This window comes from Arenibacter algicola (assembly GCF_000733925.1).
GTDB classification, from domain to species: Bacteria; Bacteroidota; Bacteroidia; order Flavobacteriales; family Flavobacteriaceae; genus Arenibacter; species Arenibacter algicola.
In genome coordinates, this window is record NZ_JPOO01000003.1 from 2,848,719 (window position 1) to 2,873,814 (window position 25,096).

Below are 25,096 nucleotides of genomic sequence, written 5' to 3' on the forward strand. Positions count from 1 at the left end.
CAGCACATGACCGCAGAAAGACTTCAAGCCATAATAGACCAAGGCGAAAGCGTAAATGTTGAGTTCAAGACATCAAGCATAGCGCTCAATAAGGATGCCTTTGATTCCATTTGTGGTTTTTTGAACCGAAGCGGCGGTCATTTGCTCCTAGGAGTGCAAAATGATGGTGCGGTAAGCGGGGTACACGAAGATAAAGTACAGGGTATTATTGATGGCTTGGTCGCCAATGCCAATAACCCCCAGAAACTGAACCCACCTTATTATGTTTCCCCAGAGGTCTTAGATATGAATGGCAAAAAAGTCATCGTAGTCTATGTGCCCGAAAGTTCACAAGTACATGCCACTAAAGGTAGAATCTACGATCGCAACCAAGATGGCGATTTCGACATTACCAATCAACAAGACCAAGTGTCTCAATTGTATCTGCGTAAACAGAATTCGTATTCCGAGAATCAGGTATATCCGTACGTGGAGCTATCGGACTTTAAAGAATCGCTCTTTGAAAAGGTTCGCAACTTGGCTAGAAACCAACAGCCCAAACACCCGTGGTTGGCTATGACCAATGAAGAACTGCTGCGTTCCGTAGGGCTTTATAAAAAAGATATGAAAACGGGGCAATCAGGTTATACGCTAGCAGCCGTTTTGCTCTTTGGCAAAGATGAAACCATACAAAGTGTAGTGCCACACTACAAAACCGATGCCCTTGCCCGAATAGAAAACAAAGACCGCTACGACGATAGAGACGATATACGCACCAATCTTTTTGAGAGTTATGACCGTCTCATGGCATTTGTGGCTAAACACCTATCGGAAAAATTTCATTTAATAAATACACAGCGTATCAATGTAAGAGATAACCTTTTTCGAGAAGTAATCGCCAATCTATTGGTACATCGGGAATACACAAATCCCTTTCCGGCAAAGTTCATCATCGAAGCAAATCAGGTGCGTGCAGAAAATTGGAACAAACCCCATGGTAGCGGCAATATAGATCCTGCCAATTTTTCGCCCTATCCCAAAAACCCTATTATCGCAAAGTTGTTCAAGGAAATCGGATGGGTAGATGAATTGGGTTCCGGTGTACGAAATACTTATAAGTACACAGAATTATATACTCCAGGAGCGAAACCTACTTTTACCGAAGGCGATGTTTTTGAGATTATAATTCCACTTAGCGAAAAGGCAAGCGAGGAAACGTCGGAGAAAGTATCAGGCAAAACGTCGGAGAAAATTATTACCCTTTTAAAGGAAGATAATAAAAGAACCGCCAAGGAATTATCGAAAATCATTGGTGTTTCTGATAGGGCAATAGAAAAACAGATAGCAAAATTACAGCAACAAGGCAAGCTAACAAGGGTAGGCTCCGATAAAGCTGGCCATTGGAAAGTGATGAATTAATAAATAGAATAGTAAGCCAGCTTTAAAAAGTTCGGAGTAAAGTTCGGAGTAAAGTTCGGAGTAAAGTTCGGAGTAAAGTTCGGAGTAAAGTTCGGAGTAAAGTTCGGAGTAAAGTTCGGAGTAAAGTAAATTTTAAAAAAAGACAACACAAAACAAATGGGTACAAATTTCCAATTTTTGGCTACTGAATGGGACACTTTCTACGAAAGAGCAACCAAAGCGGAGCAATTGGTCATTACAGACCCTCGTGCTTCTTTAGCCTATTCGCGTATGGCCCTGGAACTTGCCGTGAACTGGATGTACACGAACGACGAAGAACTAACGCTACCATTCGATACTTCGCTCAACAGCTTAATCACAGCGAAAGCTTTTGAATTACAGTTCAATCATAAACTGTACAATGAAATCCACCTCATTCGAAAAGCAGGCAATCTGGCCTTGCACAACAAAAGGGTTTCAGATGTCGATTCACATACCATAATCGAGTACCTGTTCTATTTTGCCAAGTGGTTCGCAAAATCGTATACACAAGAAGTTCCTGAAAACATAGGTCTTTTTGATTGGGAATTGATTCCAAAGGAAGGGCAAGATGCACTTTCAAAAAAGCAGTTGGCTCAACTTCAAGAAAAACTTGATACCGAGAAAAATACTTTTCAAAAGCAACTGGCGGCATCAGCGGAGAAAAATAGGTTATTAGAGGAAAAGAACGAACTTTTCAAAAAACAGCTCGAAGCCTTACAGCAGCAAATCGAAGCGAACAAAGTTGTCGCTAATACGCAAGATGAAGTACACCATCCGCGAAACGAATACGAAACCCGAAAATATTTTATAGATGTGCTTTTACGGGAAGCAGGATGGGATTTGGCAGGAATCAAGGATACCGAATTCAAGGTACAGTACATGCCCAAATCAACAAATACTTCCGAAACCGGGTATGTAGACTATGTGTTGTGGGACGATGACGGCCTCCCATTGGCCTTGGTAGAAGCAAAAAAGACCTTGGAAAGTGTCAGCAAGGGCGAAAACCAAGCCCAATTATATGCTGATAGTTTAGAGAAAATGTACGGTCGAAGGCCTGTAATGTATTATAGCAATGGATTCGAAACCTATCTCTGGGACGACCAATTTTATAAAAGGTCACGACCCGTACATGGTTTTTATACCAAACAGGAACTCCAAACCCTAATGTACCGTCGCAACCATCGCACAGATATTAGAACGGCGGATGTTGATGTATTGATTGCGGGTAGGACGTATCAATTACGATCCATAAAAAGTATTGCCGAACACTTTGCAGGCACTGATAAATCAACAGGAAACCTTATCGGAACAAACCGTGGTGCCCTATTGGTTTTGGCAACAGGTACTGGAAAGACCAGAACATCCATCGCCCTCTCAAAAATGATGTTGGAAGCCAATTGGGTAAAGCGTGTACTCTTTTTGGCAGACCGAAAAAGTTTGGTGCGACAAGCAAAGAGCAATTTTGTAAAATTTCTGCCTGAACATTCCAGCGTAAATCTATTGAAGGAAAAAGATAATCCGGATGCCCGTTTTGCTTTTTCTACATATCAGACCATGATGGGATTGATAGACAGTTCAAAAGATGATGACAAACGTTTTTATGGGGTCGGGCATTTTGATTTGATTATAGTAGACGAAGCACATCGTTCCATCTATAAAAAGTACCAAGCGATTTTTGAATATTTTGACGGCTTATTCTTAGGACTCACCGCAACGCCAAAAAACAGTATCGATAAAAATACGTACTCCATTTTTGGTTTGGCAGACAAGTCTCCTACAGATGCCTATACTTTTCAAGAAGCAGTTGCCAATAAACATTTAGTCCCCTATCGAACCGTTTCCGCACCGACCAAATTTTTGAGGGAAGGCATTCGCTACGATGAGCTTTCCGATGAAGAAAAAGAAGAATTCGAAGAAGAAATATTAGATGGGGAAAAGGCAACGGGCAATGAATGGATATCATCCAATGAATTGTACCAATGGCTGTTCAATAGAGATACCACGATAAAAACATTACAATTTATCCTGAAAAACGGCATCAAAAAACGAGGTGGAGAAGAACTCGGAAAAACCATTTTTTTCGCCCGTAATAAAAAACACGCACAGTTCTTAAAAGATATTTTCATGGAATTGGATAAGGAGCGTTTCGGCAACGACTATGTAAAGGTTATTACACATGGCGAACCCAAAGCGGAAGAATTTATTCAGCGTTTCTGCGATGAAGAAAAAGACCGTTTGCCCCAGATAACCATTTCTGTGGATATGATGGATACCGGTATCGATGCACCCAGTTGCGTAAACCTCGTATTTTACAAACCTGTAAAGTCGTATGCCAAATTTTGGCAGATGATTGGTAGAGGTTCACGCTTACGCCCTAATCTATTTGGTGTCGGAAAGGACAAAGAGCGTTTCTTGATATTCGATCTATGCGGCAACTTCGAGTTTTTTAAGGAAAATCCCGAAGGCATAGAAAGTAGTTCCCAAAAAAGTTTGACCGAAATCGTTTTTGGTTTAAAGCTACGTCTGGCAGAATATCTAAAAACCAATGCCTTTATCGAAGAAGCGGATTTACACCAATTCAGAACAGAACTATTAGATACCCTGCATTCGGAAATCTCCCATCTCAACAAGGATAGATTCGACGTTAAAATGCGAATGCAAACTGTTTTGGAGTACGGAAGCGAAAATCGTGAACTGTGGAACCACCTCTCGAAAAAGGATATTAAGATTATCGAAGAAGCATTGGCACCATTGGTCAGGCCAGCAAAAGGCGATGTTGATTTAGCTCGATTCTACGATAAACTATTGTACACTCTAATGATAAAAGGTTTGGAAACCCCGAATGGAACCGAATTTGTTTCCTCTTTTACCATACCCATTTCTAAAGTGGCCGTCATTTCCAAAAAACTACTAAAGAAAACGACTATTCCAGAAGTAAAAGAAAAAGAAGGCCTTATAACAAAACCTTTGGAAGAAGTTTTTTGGAAAAAGGAGGGTATCGCACATCTGGAAGAAATAAGAAAAGGTATCCGCAACCTCGTAAAGTACATTGACCCTTCCGATCAGAAGTATGTAACTACCGATTTTGAGGACAGCTTGGACGAAAGTCAGGTTACCACTAACGATTATGTCAATGAACCACCAATAACCTTAAGTACACCGTTTACCAATAATCTGCACCGACTAAAAGAGCTAATACGAGCAAACAAAAACAACCTGACCATATCAAGAATACGCAAGGGCGAGACGATAACCGAAAAAGAATTGCAGTCTTTGGAAACTATCATATTTACTGACGGAATCAAGAAAGATGCAATTGAAAAAGAAATAGGCGAGCAATTTATTCTTGTCCCATTTGTCATCTCACTTATGGGTCTTTCGGCTGATCGGGTTGACGAAGCCTTCGCCAATTTTATCAATCTATATCAACTTAATTCGATACAAATCCAATTTTTAGATACCATCAAACTGTTCTTGACCAAGAATGGAAAAATAGACCCGACTAAACTTTACGACTCCCCTTTCAGAAATTATCATTCCATGGGTATCGACGGCGTATTTGACGAGACGCAGGCAGATACCATCTTCGAAATTATCCAAACCTTGAACGATAGCCAGTCCGTATAATTCTTTTTTGACGTCGAAAAAACTCCCGACTTTACTTTTAATTTTTATGTATGCAGATAGGTTGCATACATTGTTATCATCTTTGTACCAGTTTAATAAAGGTCTAATTGCCAGCACCTTAAAAAGATGGCATAAACTAAATAGTAAGAAAGATGAAAAATTTTCATTTGGTTCAGGAAGACGGGGTTTATAAACTCAAAAAAGAAAATGCCCAACGAGCATCTAAAATCATTGACGCAAACAAGCCGGAAGCTATTAAGGAAGCACGGGATTTTATCACCGAACAAGGGGGAGGGTCATTAAAAATTCACAAAAATAAGGGAGGGTTTCAAGAAGAAAGAACTTATCCGAAATCAAAAGACCCTAGAAAATCAAAAGGATAATAGTTATGAAAAAAAACTACGAACTGCTCATACAAAGAGTAAAGCAAAGATCAAATCCCAATGCAATCGATGAATCAGTTCTATTGGAAAAGTCCTTTAGTGCTGAGCTTAAGGGTCTATATGATAAAAAGGTTCTTGTCTATATAAAACGAGCTATGCAAGGAGTAGAACCTGTATATACAAGCAACACACTTGTTGCTGGGGACAAAGTTAAGACTCAATTGAAAAATTTGTATCCAAAATTAGACTATAAATATCAAGGTTCCGTCCCGTCAAACACGCACATCAGAGGATATAGCGATATTGATTTAGTGCAAATTGGTGGTGGCTTTTACGCGCACGACGATAGATCAAATTTTATTACAGAATATCAAAAGCCAAATTTAAGCCAGGACCAGAAAATAAGATTGTGCGAAGTAATAAATGGAGCACCTTATTTGGGAAATTCTAATGAGGATTTAAAAAAGATCAGACTAAATGCTGAAGAGGTTCTAACTAAAGCCTATAAGGAGGTCAATATATTAAAGGCCAAATCCATTGAAGTCAATCTAACCAACCCAAAAAGAATGGTAGATGTAGTTACGGCATCTTGGTATAAGTCCGTTGAGGCTGTTTTAAGTGCCAATGACTACGAAAATGGTATTCAAATCTATAATAAGGAAAAAAATCATCGTCTAAACGCAGATTTTCCATTTTTAAAGATTCATCTGATCAATAAAAAAGATTCCGACGTCAACGGTAGATTGAAGAAAATGATTCGCTTTTTGAAAACCTTGAAAGCAGATTCTGATATTGAGATAGATTTCTCCAGTTTTGACATATCTTCCGTCTGTTATAACATAGAGAAAATAAAATATTATGATAAGTCGTATGATGCGCTTGTTCACGTGCTACATGAGGAACTAGATAGGATTGCCATCGATTCGGTGTATAGAGACACCATTCAGTCTATTGACAAATCTGAGCATATCTTCAGGGATAAACCAGAAAAGATTGCTCAGTTAAAGCTATTACTAGATGAACTGAAGATAATAAGAGAAGACTTATTTAAGGATAGCTTGGTTAAAAGGTTTTTATCATGAAAAGAATATTTATAGGAAGTTCAAGTGAAGAATTAGGTACTGCCAAAATCGTAAAGGCGATTTTGCAGCAAGATTTTGAGGTGATCATTTGGGATGAGGCATTATGGAATAAATCGGTTTTTAAATTAAACCGTAACTTCTTGTCGAGCCTAATGACCGCTACCTTAAAATTTGATTATGGCATTCTAATCGGTTCGCCTGATGACAAGGTAGATTATAGGGGAAAGGAAATGCTTCAGGCCCGTGATAATGTTTTATTCGAATTGGGCCTATTTACAGGACGTTTGGGATTGGATAAATGTGCCTTTCTTGTAGATGATGCTGTAAAGATTCCTAGTGATTTAGGAGGTATCAAGCTGGCAATGTTCAACAAAGGAAATCTTGCAGAAAAAGTTGAGGAGGTCAAGCAAATGTTTCAAAATTCTAGTGAAGCGGATTTGAACTTTTTCCCTTCAAGTACATTGGCATATGCATATTATGAGAACTTTATCAAGTACGTTTGTGAACATTTTGTCATGAACAAAGGATTCGAGTTCCAAAATAAACTGCATGACAATTGCAAATTCAAAATAATGATACCTAATACCCTACCCAACGATTTGAACATGGCATTCCAGAAGATTCAAAATAAGATAGGAGTGGAAAAAATTTCATTTGGGGCCACGGGAAGGGTTAGAAATGTACATGTGGATGTTAAAATTGAGAACGGACAGCTTATTTTATTGGATTTTCCAACAACGTTAACCGGTATTGATCATGCGATTTCGAATTTACTCCCTAATGATTATAAAAATCAAACCAATGATTATAAATTGATATTAGATAGGGAATTAAACAAATTCATGTCAACCTTGAAGAAAACAATAGAAAAAAATGAATATGATGATTTTGTGATTATTGAAAGAATATAGAGCATCATTCTGTCATACTCATTGGAATTAGCGCCTCGAAGCGTTGGGGTAACAAGTGACTTCTTTCCTACAAGTAGTGAATTAGGAAATAAATTTATCCAATTGGTTTTAAAAAAACAATTGTTCCTGATCAAAAAAGCACGCCGAAAGCACGCCGAAAAATAAAAAAGACAGTTACAAATTTATGTAACTGTCTGATTTCTAAGTGGTCCCACCTGGACTCGAACCAGGGACCACCTGATTATGAGAATCTTAATATTGTCTTCATTAGGTATCATTTATTTTCTTATAGTCTGATTATCAATAATTTATGATTTTATTCTTTGTAACAAATTACATTTATTTTACCTTTAAAGGGCTAAATGTTGTACCTATGTTGTACCCAAATTTAGAATTAAATGATAAATGTCAAGACAGTTTTACGAAAAAAGAAACTCTCAACAGGAGCGTATCCAATATGCCTCAGAATTACCAAAGATCGCCAAACAAAATATTTCAAAACTCTTTTTAATGCCACTGAAATTGAATGGGACGCCCAAGCAGGTAAATTTAACAAACGAAATCAGAATTATCTACAAAACAACCGTTTGATAAATAAGTTCCAAGATAGGGCACTAAAAATTATTGGTGAACTTGAGTTAGAACAGGACGATTATACTTTAGATGATATTGAAAAAAAATATCGTATCGAATCCAATCCTATAAAGAATAATGTGTTCGAGTTTTGGGATGAAATAATAGAAGAAATGCTTTTGGCCGGAAGAGCAGGGAATGCACAAGTAAATAAAGACGCCCGACATATCGTCAAATTATTTCATAATTCACTAAAACTGACATTTAAGGAGATTACTCCGGCCTTCCTGCAGAAATTTGAAGTCTTTTTAAGGTCTAGAGGAGGTACGGATGGTGGAATTGGGGTAAAAATGAGAGCTATTAGAGCACTTTACAACTTTGCAATTGAACGCAACCTTGTTAAGGAAGAGTTCTACCCATTCAAAACATATAAGGTTTCCAAATTGAAGGGTAAAAGTCCTAAAAAGGCATTGACTATGGAGCAAGTCAAGAAAATAGTTGACCTTGACTTGAAGAAATATCCTTCTTTCACCAATACCAGAAATTATTTTGTCTTTAGCTTTTATACAAGGGGAATGAACTTTACCGACATGATGAAGCTGGAATGGAGGGCAATTGCTGACAACAAAATTTTCTATACCCGTTCGAAAACCAAAGGAAATTTTATGATTAAGATATTACCTCCTGTTCGGGAAATTTTAGAATATTATCAAGAAAATTCCTTGGGAACGAAATATGTATTCCCCATTCTGTTAAAGGATGAATTAACCCCATTACAACTCGAAAATAGAAAGCACAAAACCCTTCAACGTTACAATAAGGAACTAAAAGAAATTGCGAAAATCTGTGGAATAAATAAACCTTTGAGCAGTTACGTTGCACGACATAGTTATGCCAACTGCTTAAAGCAAAAAGGAGTTGCTACCGATGTTATCAGTGAATCTATGGGGCATCAAAATTTGACAGTTACACAAGCTTATTTAAAAGAATTGGATAGCGCTGTTTTGGATGAGGCGAGTGAACTACTTTTATAAGCAAAATAAACTTGAGTTTATCAATTATCCAAGCCCCTAAGTCTTTCAAATAACCTATAGGCGTTTTCCACTTTTTCTTTAGAAGCGTTGAGAAATTCTTGATCCGTAAGCCGGTAAAATTTCTGTACACTGTCCAATTTACGGTGCATTTCAATTAATACATCACTATATTGCCCATCATCGATTAGATTGTGTTGTTCTAGTGGGTCCTTTTCTAGGTCATAAAATTCCCATTGATCTATATCATCGTAAAAATGCATCAGTTTGAAGCGTTGCGTTCTAATCCCATAATGCTTTTTCACCATATGAAAGGCGGGATAATCATAGTAATGATAGTAGATTACATCTCTAAAATCAGCTTCCAACGTACTGTCTTTAAGAATTCCCAAAAAGGATTCTCCTTGCATATCTTCACCTAAATGCGGTACTCCTGCCGACTCCAAAAATGTTTGGGCAAAATCGAGATTCTGAACCATGGCATCAATTTTTATTCCCTTCTCTATAGTACCTGGCCATTGCATCAACAAAGGAGTCCGAAAGGAAGGTTCGTACATAAACCGTTTATCGAACCAGCCATTCTCTCCCAAATAAAAGCCTTGGTCAGAGGTATAGACCACCAAAGTGTTTTCTGCCAAACCCTCGCCTTCCAAATAATCCAATAATTTTCCAACCCCCTCGTCTACCGAGGCTATGGTTGCCATATAATCCTGTAAATATCGCTGACCCTTCCATTCGTCCAACTCCCTACCCATTAAATCTGATTTGTGAAAAATGTTATTCTTGACCAAATATCCGGTGTCCCATTCTTTTCGCTGTTCTGGGTCCATCCTATCAAAATCGGTCGTCCAAGGGTTGTGAGCTAATTCCGTGCTGCCATACTCCATGGACATCTTAAGGTCATGGCCCTCATACATATCCTTATAGATAGTCTGTAATTGCTCTTCAGCAGCCTGTTGATCTATAAATGTTGGGAAGTAGGTTTCCGGTAAAGGAAATTGTACAGAATCATATTTATTGATATGCCTTAGTGCCGGCATCCAATTCCTGTGGGGCGCTTTGTGCTGTACCATAAGAAAAAAAGGAACACTGTCGTTACGTTGGTTTTTTAGCCAATTCAAGGCATCATTTGTAATGATATCCGTGGCATATCCTTTAACTCGGGTAGTATCGCCATTTTCAATAAAATCGGGATTATAATAATTGCCTTGATCCACTATTATTTTCCAATAATCAATACCTTCAGGGTATCCATGTAAATGCCATTTTCCCAATAAAGCAGTTTGGTATCCCTCTTGTTGTAGAATCTTGGGCAAGGTAGGTTGACTCCCATCAAAACGGTCGCCGTTTTGCCGAAAACCATTTATATGGCTGTGTTTGCCCGTTAAAATAACCGCCCTACTGGGACCACAGATAGAATTGGTGACGTAACTATGATTAAAAATTGCTCCATTATTGGCAATCCGATCTATATTGGGTGTTGACGCCAACTTTCCAATTGGATGACCATAGGCACTAATTGCCTGAATAGCATGATCATCGGCCATTATAAAAAGAATATTGGGCCTTTGATTTTCGACTGCTTTTTTAGCCTGCTCACTTTTACACGAAAAGGCAAACGCTAAAAAAACCAAAAGCTGGAATCTAATGAAGTAATGCATTTTAAATTCAATTTGGGCCAATCTGTATATATTGACCATGTCAATCTATTTTAACGTAAAGGTTACTTTGTCAGTAGCATTGGAATCCGTACCGATATACACCTCAAATTCTCCTGGTTCCGAAACAAAATTTAGCTGGCTGTTATAAAATTTTAAATCGTCCGGGTCAAGGGTGATACTAACTGACTTGCTTTCTCCCTGTTTTAGAAATACCTTAGTAAATCCCTTTAGCTCCCGTATTGATGGAGTAATACTTCTCACTACATCCCTAAGATAAAGTTGCACCACTTCCACCCCATCATAGTTACCGGTATTCTTTAGGCTTACCGTAACAGTCACGGATTCTCCTTCCCCTATTTCCGCTTTATCGATACTTAGGTCCGAATACTCAAATTGGGTATAGCTAAGTCCGTAGCCAAAAGGCAATAATGGAGCATTAGGGGCATCTAAATAATTGGATTGGAATTTCTGGAAAGATTCTGATGTTGCCGGCCTTCCCGTATTCTTCATGCTGTAAAAAATGGGGATTTGCCCAACCTTTACTGGCCAAGTGGCTGTAAGTTTTCCTGACGGATTATAGTATCCAAACAGCACATCAGCTACAGCATTTCCTGCCTCTACACCGGGATGCCAAACCTGTAAGATACTCACAGGAAGGGCTAACTCCTCTGGGATGGTCAATGGACGTCCGCTCATCAGCACCAACGCAACAGGTTTGCCAGTACCTACTAGGGCGCGAATCAATTTTTTCTGACTTTCCGGAATGGAAAGGTCCGCTCTACTGGCTGCTTCTCCACTCATTTCGGTGGCTTCCCCCACTACAGCGACCACTACATCGGATGTATTGGCCAGATTTAAGGCTTCTTTGAGCATATCCTCAGGGGAACGCCCATCAATCTCTATTCTGGGACCAAATACATTGACTTTTTTCGCCAACTCCGGGTCATCTGAAATATTTGCACCTTTGGCATACTTAATTGTAGCCAATGGGGCTACTTTCATTAATCCGTCCAAAATAGGAACCGATAATTCCGGATTTCCCGTTGGCGCCCAAGTACCCAGCATATTGTTTTTGTTATTTGCCAAGGGTCCTACCAAGGCAATTTTTATATCCTTTTTTAAAGGAAGAAGATTATTGTGGTTTTTAAACAACACAAAAGAACGGGCCGCAGCTTCACGGGCCACTTTTCTATTTTCCTCACTATCGATATCCTTGGCTGGTCTCTTGGCATCGATATAGCGATAAGGATCTTCAAAAAGGCCCAATTTATATTTCGCTTCCAAAATTCTACGACACGCGCGTGTAATCTGATCCTCTGTGACCTTTCCTTCTTCCATTGACTTTTTTAAAGTGGTCAGAAAGCCTTCCCCTACCATATCCATATCTAGTCCGGCATTAAGTGCCAAGGCAGATACGGCTTGTAAATCCCCAAGTCCATGGGCAATCATTTCATTCACGGAGGTATAGTCTGATACTACAAAACCATTAAAACCCCATTGATCTCTCAGCAGATCGGTCAGGAGCCATTTGTTTCCGGAAGCCGGAACACCGTCTATATCGTTAAATGAAGTCATCACACTTGAAACCCCTGCATCTATTGCCGCTTTATAGGGTGGCAAATAATGGTTAAACATTTTCACTCTACCCATATCAACCGAATTATAATCACGACCTCCGTCCACAGCCCCGTAGAGTGCCAAGTGTTTTACAGTCGCCAGCATAGTCTTGGCATTGCTTAAATTATCTCCCTGATAACCTTGGACCATAGCTTTCGCAATGGCAGAGCCTAAATATGGGTCTTCTCCTGCCCCTTCAGCTATTCTACCCCACCTAGGATCGCGGGCAATATCCACCATGGGAGAAAAATTCCAGTTAATCCCATCTGCGGTAGCTTCCTTAGCTGCTATCTGCGCCGTTTTTTCGATCAATACCATGTCCCAGCTCGAGGCAAGCCCCAAGGGAATCGGGAAAGTGGTCTTATATCCGTGGATAACATCGGAACCGAATAACAAAGGAATTTTTAATCGGGTATAGTTGACCGCATAATCCTGTGCCATCTTTATCCTTTCGGGACCAGCAACCCCGAAGAGTCCGCCAACCTGGCCAGACTTTATCTTGGCTTCCACATTCTCACTGACTACTGCGCCAGTTGCAATACCCCCACCTGGAGTCAATAAATTTAATTGCCCAATTTTTTCCTCTACGGTCATTTTCTGCAAGAGGCCTTCCACAAAGGGGATATTTTCTTGTGATTGTAGACTTGAAAGCCCTGTAAAAAGCAGAAAAGCGACAAACAGATTAAATTTTCTCATCTTAGTTATAATGTAATAAATTGATAATTTCTTTTCATTATTTCACTTCCACTACTTCAGTTTTATCTGAAATCCCATTTTCATTAAATGCTTCGATACTAAAATAATATCGGGTATCGCGATCAAGGTTGCGCATAAAATGTTCATTTACATCATAAATCAACCAGGAGTGGTATAATTTATCTGGTGCGATACCCCATCGGATATTGTAACCCTGTGCTCCTTTCACGGAGTTCCAGGTAAAAGAGGCATCTCTTCTATCTTCCTCCCGGGATACTTTAAATCCCTTCACCTTTTCCGGTTTCTTCCCTAAACCTTTTCCAAATACCCGTATTTCTGATAATGCCAGGTTATTCCCCGGAACCTCCACATTATTGTAGCGTACATATTTTCCACGTACAGGTTGATTAAGGGTGAGGTAGGCATTTGGAGCATCTTTAAAACTCCCGCTTCTGTCTACAACAGTTACCCAGTTTTTTCCATCCTCTGAAACCTCCAATATAAATCGATGTCGCAGGCCTTCGGTACGGGTATAAATGGCCGACTCATGATCATGAAAATTCAATTGAAAAGCATAAATATTTCCAGGTGAAGACATTTCGATCTTAACCCATTGCTCATCATCGTTGGATTCTGCAACCCAAAATGATTTCGGGCTTTCATCGGTTAACAGCTTCGAAATAATTTCACCTTCACTATTTCTTTCAAGTGGCAATTCGCTGATGTCGAAATCATCATCGGTAGTAGTACTTTTTTTCACCTGCATTAGTGAAGATGAAACCGTTGTTTTTCCTTTGTAAGAAAGCAACATCCAGCCACTATGCTGTCCTGCTTTTGTTGGATGATTTGGCCCAAACAAAGGGTAATCGCCATAGCTGGTGTTGGAATACATTAACCCTTCATCATCGAAATAGGTGGGGAACATGGCCAAACGACGTTCCCAATGAGAATTTGAAGCCAACGCCATGGTGGAAAAATGCCAGTATTGGCCATTGGTTTGTTTCACAGTAATACCATGGCCTGCCCCATTAGTGAAACCGCCAGGCTTGAAACTCATGGGATTATTTTTCATATAAGTAAAAGGGCCAAGTGGGGTTTCACCAACATAAGCACCGTCGGCATACACATTAAATTGCGTCCCGGGCGCCGCATACTGTAAATAGTATTTCCCGTTGTGTTTGGTCATCGAGGCACCTTCCATGTATCCTTCCTTTAAGGTTGGATGGTAATTATTTTCGCCAAAACGTTCCCAACCATGTTCTTCCTCAACCAAATTGATAAGGTCTTTCTGAACTCCTGTTTCAAGAAAACGATCGTCTTTATTCAGCATTTTCACGCGAAGGGGATGTACGTTTGACGAGCCCCAGTACAGATAGGTTTTCCCGTCGGCGTCAATAAACAACTCCGAATCCTGGATGTTATTGGTAATTGAAGCAGTAGGTGTCCACTCCCCTTTTTTTGGGTCATCGGTATGAAGAATACTTCCGTAACCCGCGGGATCACCTGCAAAATATACCAACGAATCTTTATAATTGAATGCAGTTGGGGCATTGGAACCCTCGAAAAACCATTGTTTAGGTTTAATAAATTCCCAGTTGATCAAATTGGGGGAATGCCAATAACCAAAAGACCGAGTGACAAACATGTAGTATTCACCACGAAATTCAATTACTGCGGGATCTGCACCGGAACGGTAGGAAATATTCTTACTTGAATTATAAACCATATAGGTATAGTCAATATCCAGAGGATTGATATAAGTTTCCGGAACCACTTCCTGTGCATATATTATTACACTTAATAGTAAAACCACTGTTGTAATTGTTGTTTTAAAATTTTTCATCTGGTTCCGTTCTACACAAATTTATGATTGCAAAATTCTTTGGTTACTCTCTATTCAGATCGTTTTAGTGAAAACAACCAGGGCAGTAAATTAGGCTCAGCAAAAGCTGGATCCCAACTATTGTGATTGGAATCTCCAAAAATGGTTAAGTTTGGACGCCCACCATATTCTATAATTTTGGACGTCATATCCATGGACAAATTCGGATCTACTACGTTATCCTGGGCTCCATGAAATATCCATAAAGGAACTTTATGGGCGTAGGCCTTTGCCGCATCAGTATCTCCGCCTCCACAAATTGGTATGGCAGCCGCGAACATTTCCGGTTTTCTATACAATATTTCAAAAGTGCCCATACCGCCCATGGACAATCCCATAACATACACTTGGTCCCTTTTTATGTGGGATTCCGCTACTAAAGAATCCATTAAGGCCATAGTAAGGCCTAGGGCTTTGGTAGGGCCCTTGTCGTATTCAAAACTTAAACCAACGGGCTCAGTTCTCCTATCTACCTGAACACTGGACCAATAGTCCTCTATAGGGCATTGGGGAAAAACTACGAAAGCAGGAAATTTGTCCCTATTCTCTTCACTAGAAAATAAAGTACTGCCGTGGGCCAGCTGCTTTTTATTATCATGACCTCTTTCTCCCGCGCCGTGCAAGAATAGTATTATGGGATATTGTTCATCGACCGAGTAATTTGGGGGATACATTATGCGGTACCTTAAGGTATCTGAGTCCTTTGTGAACATTTCTGACTTGTAGAAATCATTTTGCCCATGCAATACCACAGTGCCCAATACAATAACGAGCGATATAAGGTTATGTTTAATTTCCATAAGTAAACCCGAGTTTTGTTAAACCAGCTTTGATATCTTCATTCTGCATAAACAACTTCCACAACAACCCGGTTCTATAATTTTCTATCATTATGATCTGAGGCCCTTGGTCTATAGCCAGATAGGCCTGCGCCACCCAGAAATTATACTGTGGGCTAAAAGCATCGTAAAAGCCGGCTGGACCCAATAAATTATTCTTATTCCGATAAAAATACTGCATGGCTCTAAGCGATTCGGTGGGTGTGTAGGGAATGGAGCTTATTGCTGCCGTGGGGGAAATAAGTCCCAAGTCCTTTGAAGGGGAATGGGCATTATACCCAAGGCTACCATCAGAATTTCTAGAATAACTAGCGGTTAAGCCCCAACATTCAGTACTATAGCCCAGATAATTCTTAGGGTTCTCCACCGCATAGCGATAGTTGATAATGGCGTGATTGATACTTACCGCACCATAATCCACGAACTCGTCTTTAAGCCCAATTGGATTTAGGCCCAAAAAGGAGTAATGCGAAAAGAACAAGGGTCCTCCATAGATTTCGGAACCAGCATGTTTTACCAATAAAGGATAATTGTATGCGGATATATTGGATTTTAAATTGCCATTGGATGCCCAACCATTATTATATACTTCCTTGGATATTGAATAATCCGGAGAAGCGGCAGCCAATATATAGGTAACCAAAGTTTCATTATATCCTTTTAGCTGAAGATTAATTGCGAATTGATTATCAGGGCTCCAATGCCAGTAAAGGACGTTGTGATTCTGGGTGTACCAATTCCATTCCACCCCTTTCCACAAGGCATCGGCTTTGGCCGCCAAATCTATTTCGGTCTGTGTCCCATTTTTGAAATACTCCTTTACACAAATGAGACCTTGAACCAAAAAAGCTGTTTCTACCAAATCACCTCCATTGTCCATTGCGCTAAAGGGTTTTACTTTACCAGTATTACCATTTAGCCAATGGGGCCAAGCCCCATGGAATCGATCGGCATTCTCTAGAAAACCCAACATCTTTTGCAATCGAATAACTGCCTCTTCCCTAGACACATATCTGCGTTCTATGGCCACCAAAATGGCCATAAGTCCAAAACCGGTTCCTCCTATGGCAACGGTATTGGCATCATTCTCGGGACTATCCGGATGATACCGCTCCCTGGCACAACCGGAGTTAACTTCCGCAAAATCCCAGAAATACCTAAAGGTTTCCCTTTGGGTAAGCTCCATCAAATTTTCATCCGAAATCTCTTCCGGCTTGGGTTGTTCGGTCATAGGTGGATCGGGTAATTGCGATTCACCTGTAGGTCCAGTTACATCATCTCCTGAGCAGGAAAAAGATAGAACTAGCATTAAGATTATAAAAACACTTCTCATTTTAGCTTTTCTTTATCGGCTAGTGCTATTACGCCCTCGCTTTTTTATAGATGTTGCGATACCGTTTAGCCGGTCATAGGGATCAAGGCATACACCACTAAGCAACCGTATAGGCATTTTATGTATATAAGCCATCAACGTACTTGAAAACCGTCAACCAAGCAGATTACTGGGAAAGGGTGACCTCGAATCCCAATTTCCGCAATCCTGCTTGGACTTCCTTGTTTTTCATGAATAGGGTCCAAAGCATGCCAGACCTATAATTTTCTATCATAACAGGTATTGGTCCCTGATCAATGGCCAAGTATCTGGGAAGGCTCCAGTTATGTTCCAAACTAAAGGCATCATAAGGCCCATATTTACCGATCAAGGAATCCTGTTCCTGATACATAAAACGCAAAAAACGTATACTTTCCTCGGGAGTATAGGGCATAGAGGACAAGGCTGCTGTTGGAGAAATTACCCCTAGATCCTTATCTGGTCTGTGGCCAGCATATCCTTTCATAGAGTAGCTTGATGTCTGTCCCCACAAACTCTCTCCATACCCCTTGAAATTATTGGGATTGGCCACGGCATGCTTGTAATGGATCATGGCATGGTTCCTGTTCAATTTCCAATAATCGGCATATTTATCTTTTAATCCCTTTGGGTTCAATCCTAAATAGGAATAGTGTGCCCAGAACAAAGGACCAACTGGCGACTTGTCATGCTCGTAATGGTTTAATTCCGTCTCAAGACCGTAGTAAACTGTATCCTTAGTAATTTCGCCTTTAAGCGCCCAACCTTTGTCATAAACGTCTCTATCAATGGGGTGTGTTGGTGATGCCGCTGCCAATACATACATGATCAGGGCTTCATTGTATCCTCCAACAGGAAAATTCATTTCCCAACCATGATTTGGGGACCAATGCCAATATAAAACATCTTCACCCCCTTTGGTATACCAGTCCCATTCTACTTCTTCCCATAATTTTTGAATTCTAGTACTTATGGATTTTTCCTCCAATGTAGTTCCCCGACTATCATAAAATTCCTTTACAGTTAGCAAACCTTGAATCAAAAATGCTGATTCCACAAGATCTCCCCCATCATCTTTTTTACTAAAAGGTGCAGTAGATCCATCTGGGTTTAACCAATGGGGCCAAGCACCGTGAAAACGATCTGCCTTTTCCAAAAAATCCAGTATTCGCACGTAGCGTTCCGTTGCCTGTTCCTGGGTAATAAATCCTCGTTCCACTCCAACCAAAATGGCCATCAAACCAAATCCTGAACCCCCAATGGTGATTATATCCTTGTCATGAGTTGGATAGACATTATCCATATGGATGCGCTCTCTCGCCAAGCCGGAAATGGGTTCTGATCCTTCCCAAAAATATTCAAAAGTCTGTCGTTGAACCTTATCCAATAATTCCGCATCCGTTTCAACCTCAGTCATTAGGTTTAACGTGCCATCCTTATTATTGGCAGTTGTTTTTTTTTGGTCGTTGCAACAGTATAAAAGAATTGCAACGACCAATATTATTGTTAACCTCATAATTATTTATGCTATAAATCAGCGTTTCTAATGTTTTGCACTTCCTCTTGGGTCAACACTTTATTGAACAAGCGAAGTTCATCCATATAACTTAAATCGGACAAATGACCCCATTCGGTAAACCTAGGTGCCCCAGAACCTATTGAAAGAAGGTTACAACCTGTCCAATCCACACCTGTGAAATCTGATTCCTTTACAATTTCCCCATCAAAGTATACAATGGCTTTTCCATTGCCAATGGTAAATGCCATATGTACCCAGTCAGTTGAAGTAGGATCCAATGATGCGGCAGCTCCACCATCTACCCAAGTATCTGCAGAACCATTGCCCACATTTAATTTAAAGGTCTGATTTGTAGCGTTGCCCTCCCTAAAAAATCTAAATCCGCTAGTTCTTAAGTTTTGCACAGTGGGATATTCAGGTCTTTCTAAATCTTCCGGACCCATAACCAGAATCCCTGCCCTATCTGGAGCGGCATTGAGGTTGTACCAAAAGCTGGCGCTAAACTCTTGTGTTGTTAGTCCTGTAGTCGGGAATGATAAATAGGAATCGGCTGCTCCGGCATAGGCATCTGCCCCTCTAATGCTTTCTCCTGCAAAGCCAGTAGTGCCTATCATTGTAGCCTCTGCATTGGTAAATTTATTTTTGGTATCCCCGTCAAAAGGAAGGTAAAACATTTCTCCATCAAATTCTCCGGTATAGGGATTGGTAACATTGATCATATTCTGAATGTCGGTTTCCGTTAATGCCTTGTTGAACAACCTTAATTCATCCATTGGGCTACTATCGGATTTATGGTTCCAATAGCTAAACGTAGGACCTCCCGAACCTATTACCAATTCATCACAACCTGTCCAATCTACAGGTGAACTTAGAGCGGCTGTCCGAACTGCTACACCATTAAAAAAGATTGTACTTTGGGTTGCAGAAATGGAAAGCGCTATGTGAACCCATTCCCCTGCGGTTACGTCTATTACACCACCATCGTTCCAGCTTTCACCGCTGCCAATACCCACATTTGCTTTAATGGTCTGGTTGGTAGTGTTACCCTCCCTAAACAACCTAAGTCCCTGAAAACGGTCATCGGCATCGTCTCCAATTATTATTATACCAGCTCTATCTGGACTAGCCTCTACCTTATACCAAAAGGCTGCCGTAAATTCATTACCTAATAGGCCTGCAGTGGGGTATGTTAAGTAGGCATCAGTGGTTCCCTTATAGGCATTTGTCCCTATCAATCCCTCACCGGAAAAACCAGGAGTGCCCACTTTATCAGCTTGCTTCAGGCCCACAAGATCGAAATAATCGCCATCAAATGGCATATAAAGGATTTCCCCTGCAAATAATGGTGTATATGCAGGTTCCTTTTCAAAATTTATTGTTGTTACGGTATTTTTCCCTTCCAAATCTGTTGCACTAACCGATAGTTCATGGGCGCCATCCGTCAATTTATCGTACACCAAGTCCTTGACCAACAATCGACGGTAATCCTTGAAACTATTGTAGGTTCCTATAGTACTTCCATCGAGCAATACATCGACTTTGGCTATCTCAATATCATCGGTCACTTCAAAATCGATGTTAATGGAAGTTACAACCTCCAGTACTTTTATTTTCACGCCCTCTGTAGGGTAATTGACCTTTATCTGTGGTGCTGTCGCATCCGTCCCCGGATCTACTTGTGTAATGGCGTCTATTCCCTGATCACACCCGTAAAAAAGAAACACGGCGACCAAACTTGCACATATTAGTTTAATATTTTTCATTTGTTGTTTATTGAATATTAGTTATTGATCTCTCCCAAAATAGGAAATTGATCTACTTGACTTTGTGGATAGGGAAGGAAAGTATTATTCTCTGAAAAGGTCCTTCCATCATAACTGAGCTCATTAAATCGTCCCAAGCGTATCATATCATAATAGCGTTTACCCCACTCCATACTCAACTCGGCGAACTTCTCGTCCAATACTTGATCTAAACTAACCCCAGACAATGGAGTCATGTTGGCTCTTACCCTTACTAGGTTTACTGCTTGATCTGCAGTCATCCCCGTGCCAGTGGCACCTTGGGCCAGAGCTTCCGCATATACCAATAAAATTTCTGCATAACGGATGACGTTGTAGTTTTTATTGCTACCGTAGTCTGTTCTACCTGGTATTAATTGATTGGATGGCAAATAGTGCTTTCCGCTTGCAAAAAGTGCCCTTGGATAGTCATTAATAACATCTCCATCCCGAGTTGTATTTGTAATAAAACTCGGCAAGGTAGCGTATGCAGGATCAGTTTTGATTTCAGCGATTCCTCTATCAGTGAACAAAACACTGGTTTCCAATCTTACGGTTTCTCCACGGTCCAGCATAAACTTTATGAACTTCATACTAGGTTCAAAGAAACCCCAACCACTGCCAGATCCTGCAACTTCAGGGGTCCAGTTTTGTGGTCCATAAGGTGCATAAAGATGAGCAGATCGATCGCCTTCACCTTGGTTATAGTCAGAATATTGCAAATCTAGAATGGTTTCATCGCTCAATTTACCTGGGGTCTTAAACTGTTCGTAAAAATCAGGATATAGAGTAAATTTTCCAGAGCTTATAATCTGGCCGGCTGCGTCGGCAACAACCTGATAGTTCTTCAGTTCCTGGTTGGCCAGAGCTTTAATTGCCAAGGCCGTATATCTTGTAACCCCTCCAGGAAGGTCTGTCCGTTCATTAGGCCTTAGGTTGGGCAAAAAAGGAATGGCCTCATCCATTTGATCGGAAATATGCTGCATTACCTCTGCTTTCGTTGGTACCTGGGTCACATCTAGTAGAAGATCGGTATTAGACGATTCTGGAATAAATACATCTCCCCATACTAGGGAAATATGAAAAAGCATGATACCTCTGAGTACCTTTGCTTCGGCAATGTATTGATTCCCCAAAGCAACTCCACTTTCATTGGCAAACTCCTGGTACCTAGCAATTTGTTCCATGGCTGTGTGTGCAGATATTACATCAACATAGGTGTTCTCCCAAAGGGAATTGTACATCCAATAATCCTTGTTGTAAGTAAACTTGTCGGTCTCGGCAAAATCCTGTTGATCCCCTAGTCCCCCGGCATTTACGTCGTCACCCCTAACAGAAATCAACAAAGGCTGTTCCCATCCACGGGACTGAAATGCTTCATAGACGCCCACAATTGATAACTGCATGTCTGCCGTCTTGGTAAAATCCGTACCGCCAGCAAAATTATTGTTCAGTTCAGGTTCTTCCAATTTGTCCGTACATCCTATATTGCTCAAGAAAGATATGGCCAGCAGGACAAATACTGATATTTTATAAGATAGTTTCATAGTTTCTATATTTTATATTTTTATGTTAACACCTATGGTATAAACAGATGGTATAGGATAGGTCTCATTATCTACACCGTTAGCTACTTCAGGATTGAATCCGTTGTAGTTAAAAAGAGTTAAGGGCTTTTCAGCGGTCAGATAAATTCTGGTTTCCGGTATTCCTGCACGCTCTCCCTTTTTATTAATGGTATATCCTAATGTAATGTTCTGAATTCTGAAAAAATCGCCGTCTTCAATAAAGTAGTCACTTAGTCTTTGGTTCCAGCCCTTTCTAATTCCCGCTGCTGAAGGATAACTATTGGTAGTTCCCTCTCCGTGCCAACGATTTACGGCAAAATCACGATCTATATTGGTGTCGTTGGTAAAGATTACCTCTCCTCTTTTCCGGTTCAAAATCTTATTTCCACCCTGGCCTAAAGCGCTTGCTGAAAAGTCAAATCCCTTATAATTCACGCCCACATTAAATCCAAAAGAGTAAGAGGGCAAGAATGACCCCAGGACAACCCTATCATCATCATTAATTTCCCCATCACCATTCTGGTCCTTATATTTAAAATCGCCCGGAACCAAATTATTAGATACAGCCACCGGATCGGCCTGTACTTCAGCTTCATTTTGGTATACTCCGGCCACTTCCCGACCAAAGAATGCGAATATGGGTTCCCCAACAATAGATCGTTGTCTAAATTCTGCCGTTCCGGCATCCAAGGCAACTGCGCCATTTATGTCCAACACCTCGTTCGTCAAAGTGGAAATATTGGCTCCAATGTTATAACTAAAATCCTTGGATACCATTTTATCCCAATTAAGGGCCAATTCAAAGCCTGAGTTTCTAATCTCTCCGACATTCTGTCTAGTCGTCCCAGGTATAAGCGGTCTCGCTACAGGGATAACTGCATCCTTGGTATCCCTAACGTAATAATCCGCTTCAAGTCCAAGATTATTATCAAAAAACCTTGCTGAGATACCTCCGTTTATCTCCTCAGTAACCTCCCATTTTAATGCTGTAAAGTCACTATTTGTATTTACTCCACTAAATTGGGTATCCCCAAGAGCTGTAGTCACTACCGTAGAAGTAATAGAGCCCTCACTGGATGCAATTTTATCGTTGCCCAATTCACCCCAACTACCACGTAACTTCAAATAATCGAAAATGCCATTGTTCTCCATAAATGATTCCTCAGAAAGGACCCATCCAGCTCCTACAGTAGGGAAATAACCCCATTTTTCCTGATATTTGTTGGTTCCATCTGCCCGAAAAGTACCATAAAGCAAATAGCGGTTGTCATAATTATAAGATATCCGTGAGAAATACGAAAATCCATACTCACGTTTCCCATCATCTCCTACGCCATCAGTTACTATAGTCTGGGCTTGATCCAGAAAGTAGGCCTCCTCGCCAGACAAAGGAAAATTAAGACCTTCTGCCTGTAATTGTTCATACGATTCATCTCTAAATGAAGTTCCTGCCAACACCGTTAGGTTGTGTTTGCCAAATGAATTGTTATAGGTAACGGTATTGTCCCAAATTTGATTGGAAACCGTAGCGTTTCTTTTTACTAACTGTGAATTTTCTCGTTGAAAATTGTTGCCAACGAAATAAGGCAAACGTACCAATCTGGTTTCCAGAGTTTCAAAATTATGGTTATAGGCCGTTTTAAAAGTTAATCTGTCAGGTACAATATTGACTTGTGCATAAAAATTAGCTAGTACATTCCTAATTTTCAATCTGTTCTCATTGAGATCCATTAAGGGAAAGGGGTTTTGTCCTCCACGGTATCCCAAGTCTTGAGCGTTGGCGTAATTCTTAGGAGACGCCTCCGTATTCTGAGGGTCGAAAACAGGTAATATAGGTACGGCAAAATAGGCGCTTCTCCATGCGGAATTTTCTGCATCGTATCTCGTTGCATTACTAATAATAGTATTTCCTCCCACGGTCAACCAATCGGAAACTTTAAAATCGATTTTACTTCTTAAGTTAAAACGGTCGTACTGATTTTTCATTTTCAGAATACCCTGTTGCCCAAAATAATTGGCTCCAATTGAATAAGTCGCATCTTCGCTACCACCTGTAATACCTATACTATGGCTTGTAATAAGGGCCTGACGTGTAATTTCATCGTACCAATCTGTATTTACATTGGGTACATTGGGATTTATCCTGCTTCTACCATACCGTTGCATGGCGTTTAAAATAAATTGCGCGTCAGGAGCGGAACCTGACTCCATAGCAATGGTAGTAAACTGCTCCGCATTTGCCAATTTTAATATGTTTTGCGCTACTTGAAAACCAGAATATCCATCATATGTGATTTCTGCCTTTTGGTTACGAGAACCAGATTTGGTTTCTATAAGAACCACACCGTTGGCAGCACGTACACCATATATTGCTGCGGCAGATGCATCCTTTAATATAGATATTGATGTAATGTCCGAAGTATTGAGAAAGTCTATATTATTAAAGAACATACCGTCTACTACATATAATGGTCCAGAGGCACCCTGATCATAGGAACCGATACCCCTTACCCGCACTGTTGGAGATTGTCCAGGGCTACCATTACTGACTATCTGTAAACCGGCCACTTTTCCCTGTAAGGCCTGCATTGCCTGCCCGGTAGGAGTGGCTGCCAATTCTTCAGATTTGATAGTGGTGATGGCGGAAGTAAGATCCTTGACCTTCATTTCACCATAACCTACCACTACTACCTCATCCAATGCTTGGGCGTCCTCCTGTAGTTCAATGTTTAAAGTAGTCTGGCCGTTAACAGGAATTTCCAAAGTAGTAAATCCTAAATAACTAAAAACCAGAGTTGCATTGATAGGGACATTGTCTAGACTAAAATTCCCATCAAAATCGGTCTGCGTTCCTGTAGTAGTTCCCTTAACAATGACAGATGCTCCCGGTAAGGGCAGATTTGCATTGTCTAGGACGGTACCTTGAACAGTAATACTCTCCTGAGCATAGGTAAACCATTGGAACAACAAGAACGAAATTAATAATAAATTGTTTTTTATTTTCATAATTCGTAAAAATTGAGTTAGATTATTGCTAAATTAATAAAACATAGTGGCAGGCTGTCCTAATTAGAGGTACATAAAAACTACATCAGTCCAAAATGTATCTATTTGTCCCATTTAGCAAGTACTTGCAGTAGCACCGATACGGCCTAA

15 protein-coding genes are annotated in these 25,096 nt (G+C 40.3%); 6 read left to right on the forward strand and 9 right to left on the reverse strand.

What is annotated here, in order from left to right; genetic code table 11:
* Positions 1-6: 6 nt before the first annotated feature.
* The 6 genes from U735_RS0122920 (at position 7) to U735_RS0122945 (ending at position 9,029) form a co-directional block, all read left to right on the forward strand.
* A complete protein-coding gene (locus U735_RS0122920; protein WP_031446050.1) occupies positions 7-1,398 on the forward strand; it encodes an RNA-binding domain-containing protein in 1,392 nt (463 codons plus the stop codon).
* A gap of 156 nt (positions 1,399-1,554) precedes the next feature.
* Positions 1,555-5,046 (forward strand): DEAD/DEAH box helicase family protein, encoded by a 3,492-nt coding sequence (locus U735_RS0122925; protein ID WP_031446051.1) that lies wholly within the window; start codon positions 1,555-1,557, stop codon positions 5,044-5,046.
* Positions 5,047-5,198: 152 nt separating this feature from the next.
* Positions 5,199-5,429 carry a DUF2188 domain-containing protein gene (locus U735_RS0122930; RefSeq protein ID WP_031446052.1) on the forward strand — a complete coding sequence of 77 codons (231 nt, stop codon included), beginning with the start codon at positions 5,199-5,201 and terminating at the stop codon, positions 5,427-5,429.
* 5 nt (positions 5,430-5,434) lie between these two features.
* Positions 5,435-6,511, forward strand: a complete 1,077-nt coding sequence (locus tag U735_RS0122935) for a hypothetical protein (protein WP_031446053.1) — start codon at positions 5,435-5,437, stop codon at positions 6,509-6,511.
* Entirely contained in the window at positions 6,508-7,422 is a 915-nt protein-coding gene (gene cap12 / locus U735_RS0122940; protein ID WP_031446054.1) for a CBASS system CD-NTase-associated NAD(+) hydrolase Cap12, read from the forward strand. Before U735_RS0122935 ends, cap12 begins: the two co-directional genes overlap by 4 nt.
* Before the next feature lie 398 nt (positions 7,423-7,820).
* Entirely contained in the window at positions 7,821-9,029 is a 1,209-nt protein-coding gene (locus U735_RS0122945; RefSeq protein ID WP_031446055.1) for a site-specific integrase, read from the forward strand.
* A 20-nt stretch (positions 9,030-9,049) separates the two neighbouring features.
* On the opposite strand, the gene U735_RS0122950 is transcribed toward U735_RS0122945, so the two are convergent.
* The 9 genes from U735_RS0122950 to U735_RS0122990 all read right to left on the reverse strand — a co-directional run bounded on the left by U735_RS0122950 (position 9,050) and on the right by U735_RS0122990 (position 24,946).
* Entirely contained in the window at positions 9,050-10,726 is a 1,677-nt protein-coding gene (locus U735_RS0122950) for a sulfatase family protein (protein ID WP_232233320.1), read from the reverse strand.
* A gap of 6 nt (positions 10,727-10,732) precedes the next feature.
* Complete coding sequence (gene bglX / locus U735_RS0122955; RefSeq protein ID WP_031446057.1) at positions 10,733-13,000, reverse strand: beta-glucosidase BglX; 2,268 nt, start codon at positions 12,998-13,000, stop codon at positions 10,733-10,735.
* A 37-nt stretch (positions 13,001-13,037) separates the two neighbouring features.
* Positions 13,038-14,843 carry a family 43 glycosylhydrolase gene (locus U735_RS0122960; RefSeq protein WP_031446058.1) on the reverse strand — a complete coding sequence of 602 codons (1,806 nt, stop codon included), beginning with the start codon at positions 14,841-14,843 and terminating at the stop codon, positions 13,038-13,040.
* 50 nt (positions 14,844-14,893) lie between these two features.
* Positions 14,894-15,682 carry a carboxylesterase family protein gene (locus U735_RS0122965; RefSeq protein WP_031446059.1) on the reverse strand — a complete coding sequence of 263 codons (789 nt, stop codon included), beginning with the start codon at positions 15,680-15,682 and terminating at the stop codon, positions 14,894-14,896.
* Entirely contained in the window at positions 15,672-17,054 is a 1,383-nt protein-coding gene (locus tag U735_RS0122970; protein ID WP_031446060.1) for a glucoamylase family protein, read from the reverse strand. Before U735_RS0122970 ends, U735_RS0122965 begins: the two co-directional genes overlap by 11 nt.
* Before the next feature lie 166 nt (positions 17,055-17,220).
* The gene (locus U735_RS0122975) at positions 17,221-18,588 is read right to left on the reverse strand and encodes a glucoamylase family protein (protein WP_031446061.1); all 1,368 of its coding nucleotides are present in this window, start codon (positions 18,586-18,588) and stop codon (positions 17,221-17,223) included.
* 11 nt (positions 18,589-18,599) lie between these two features.
* On the reverse strand, positions 18,600-20,354 hold the full coding sequence (locus U735_RS0122980; protein WP_031446062.1) for a LamG-like jellyroll fold domain-containing protein: 1,755 nt from the start codon (positions 20,352-20,354) through the stop codon (positions 18,600-18,602).
* Between the two features lie 17 nt (positions 20,355-20,371).
* Positions 20,372-21,919 carry a RagB/SusD family nutrient uptake outer membrane protein gene (locus U735_RS0122985; protein WP_031446063.1) on the reverse strand — a complete coding sequence of 516 codons (1,548 nt, stop codon included), beginning with the start codon at positions 21,917-21,919 and terminating at the stop codon, positions 20,372-20,374.
* A gap of 12 nt (positions 21,920-21,931) precedes the next feature.
* Complete coding sequence (locus tag U735_RS0122990) at positions 21,932-24,946, reverse strand: SusC/RagA family TonB-linked outer membrane protein (protein ID WP_031446064.1); 3,015 nt, start codon at positions 24,944-24,946, stop codon at positions 21,932-21,934.
* Between the last annotated feature and the right edge of the window lie 150 nt (positions 24,947-25,096).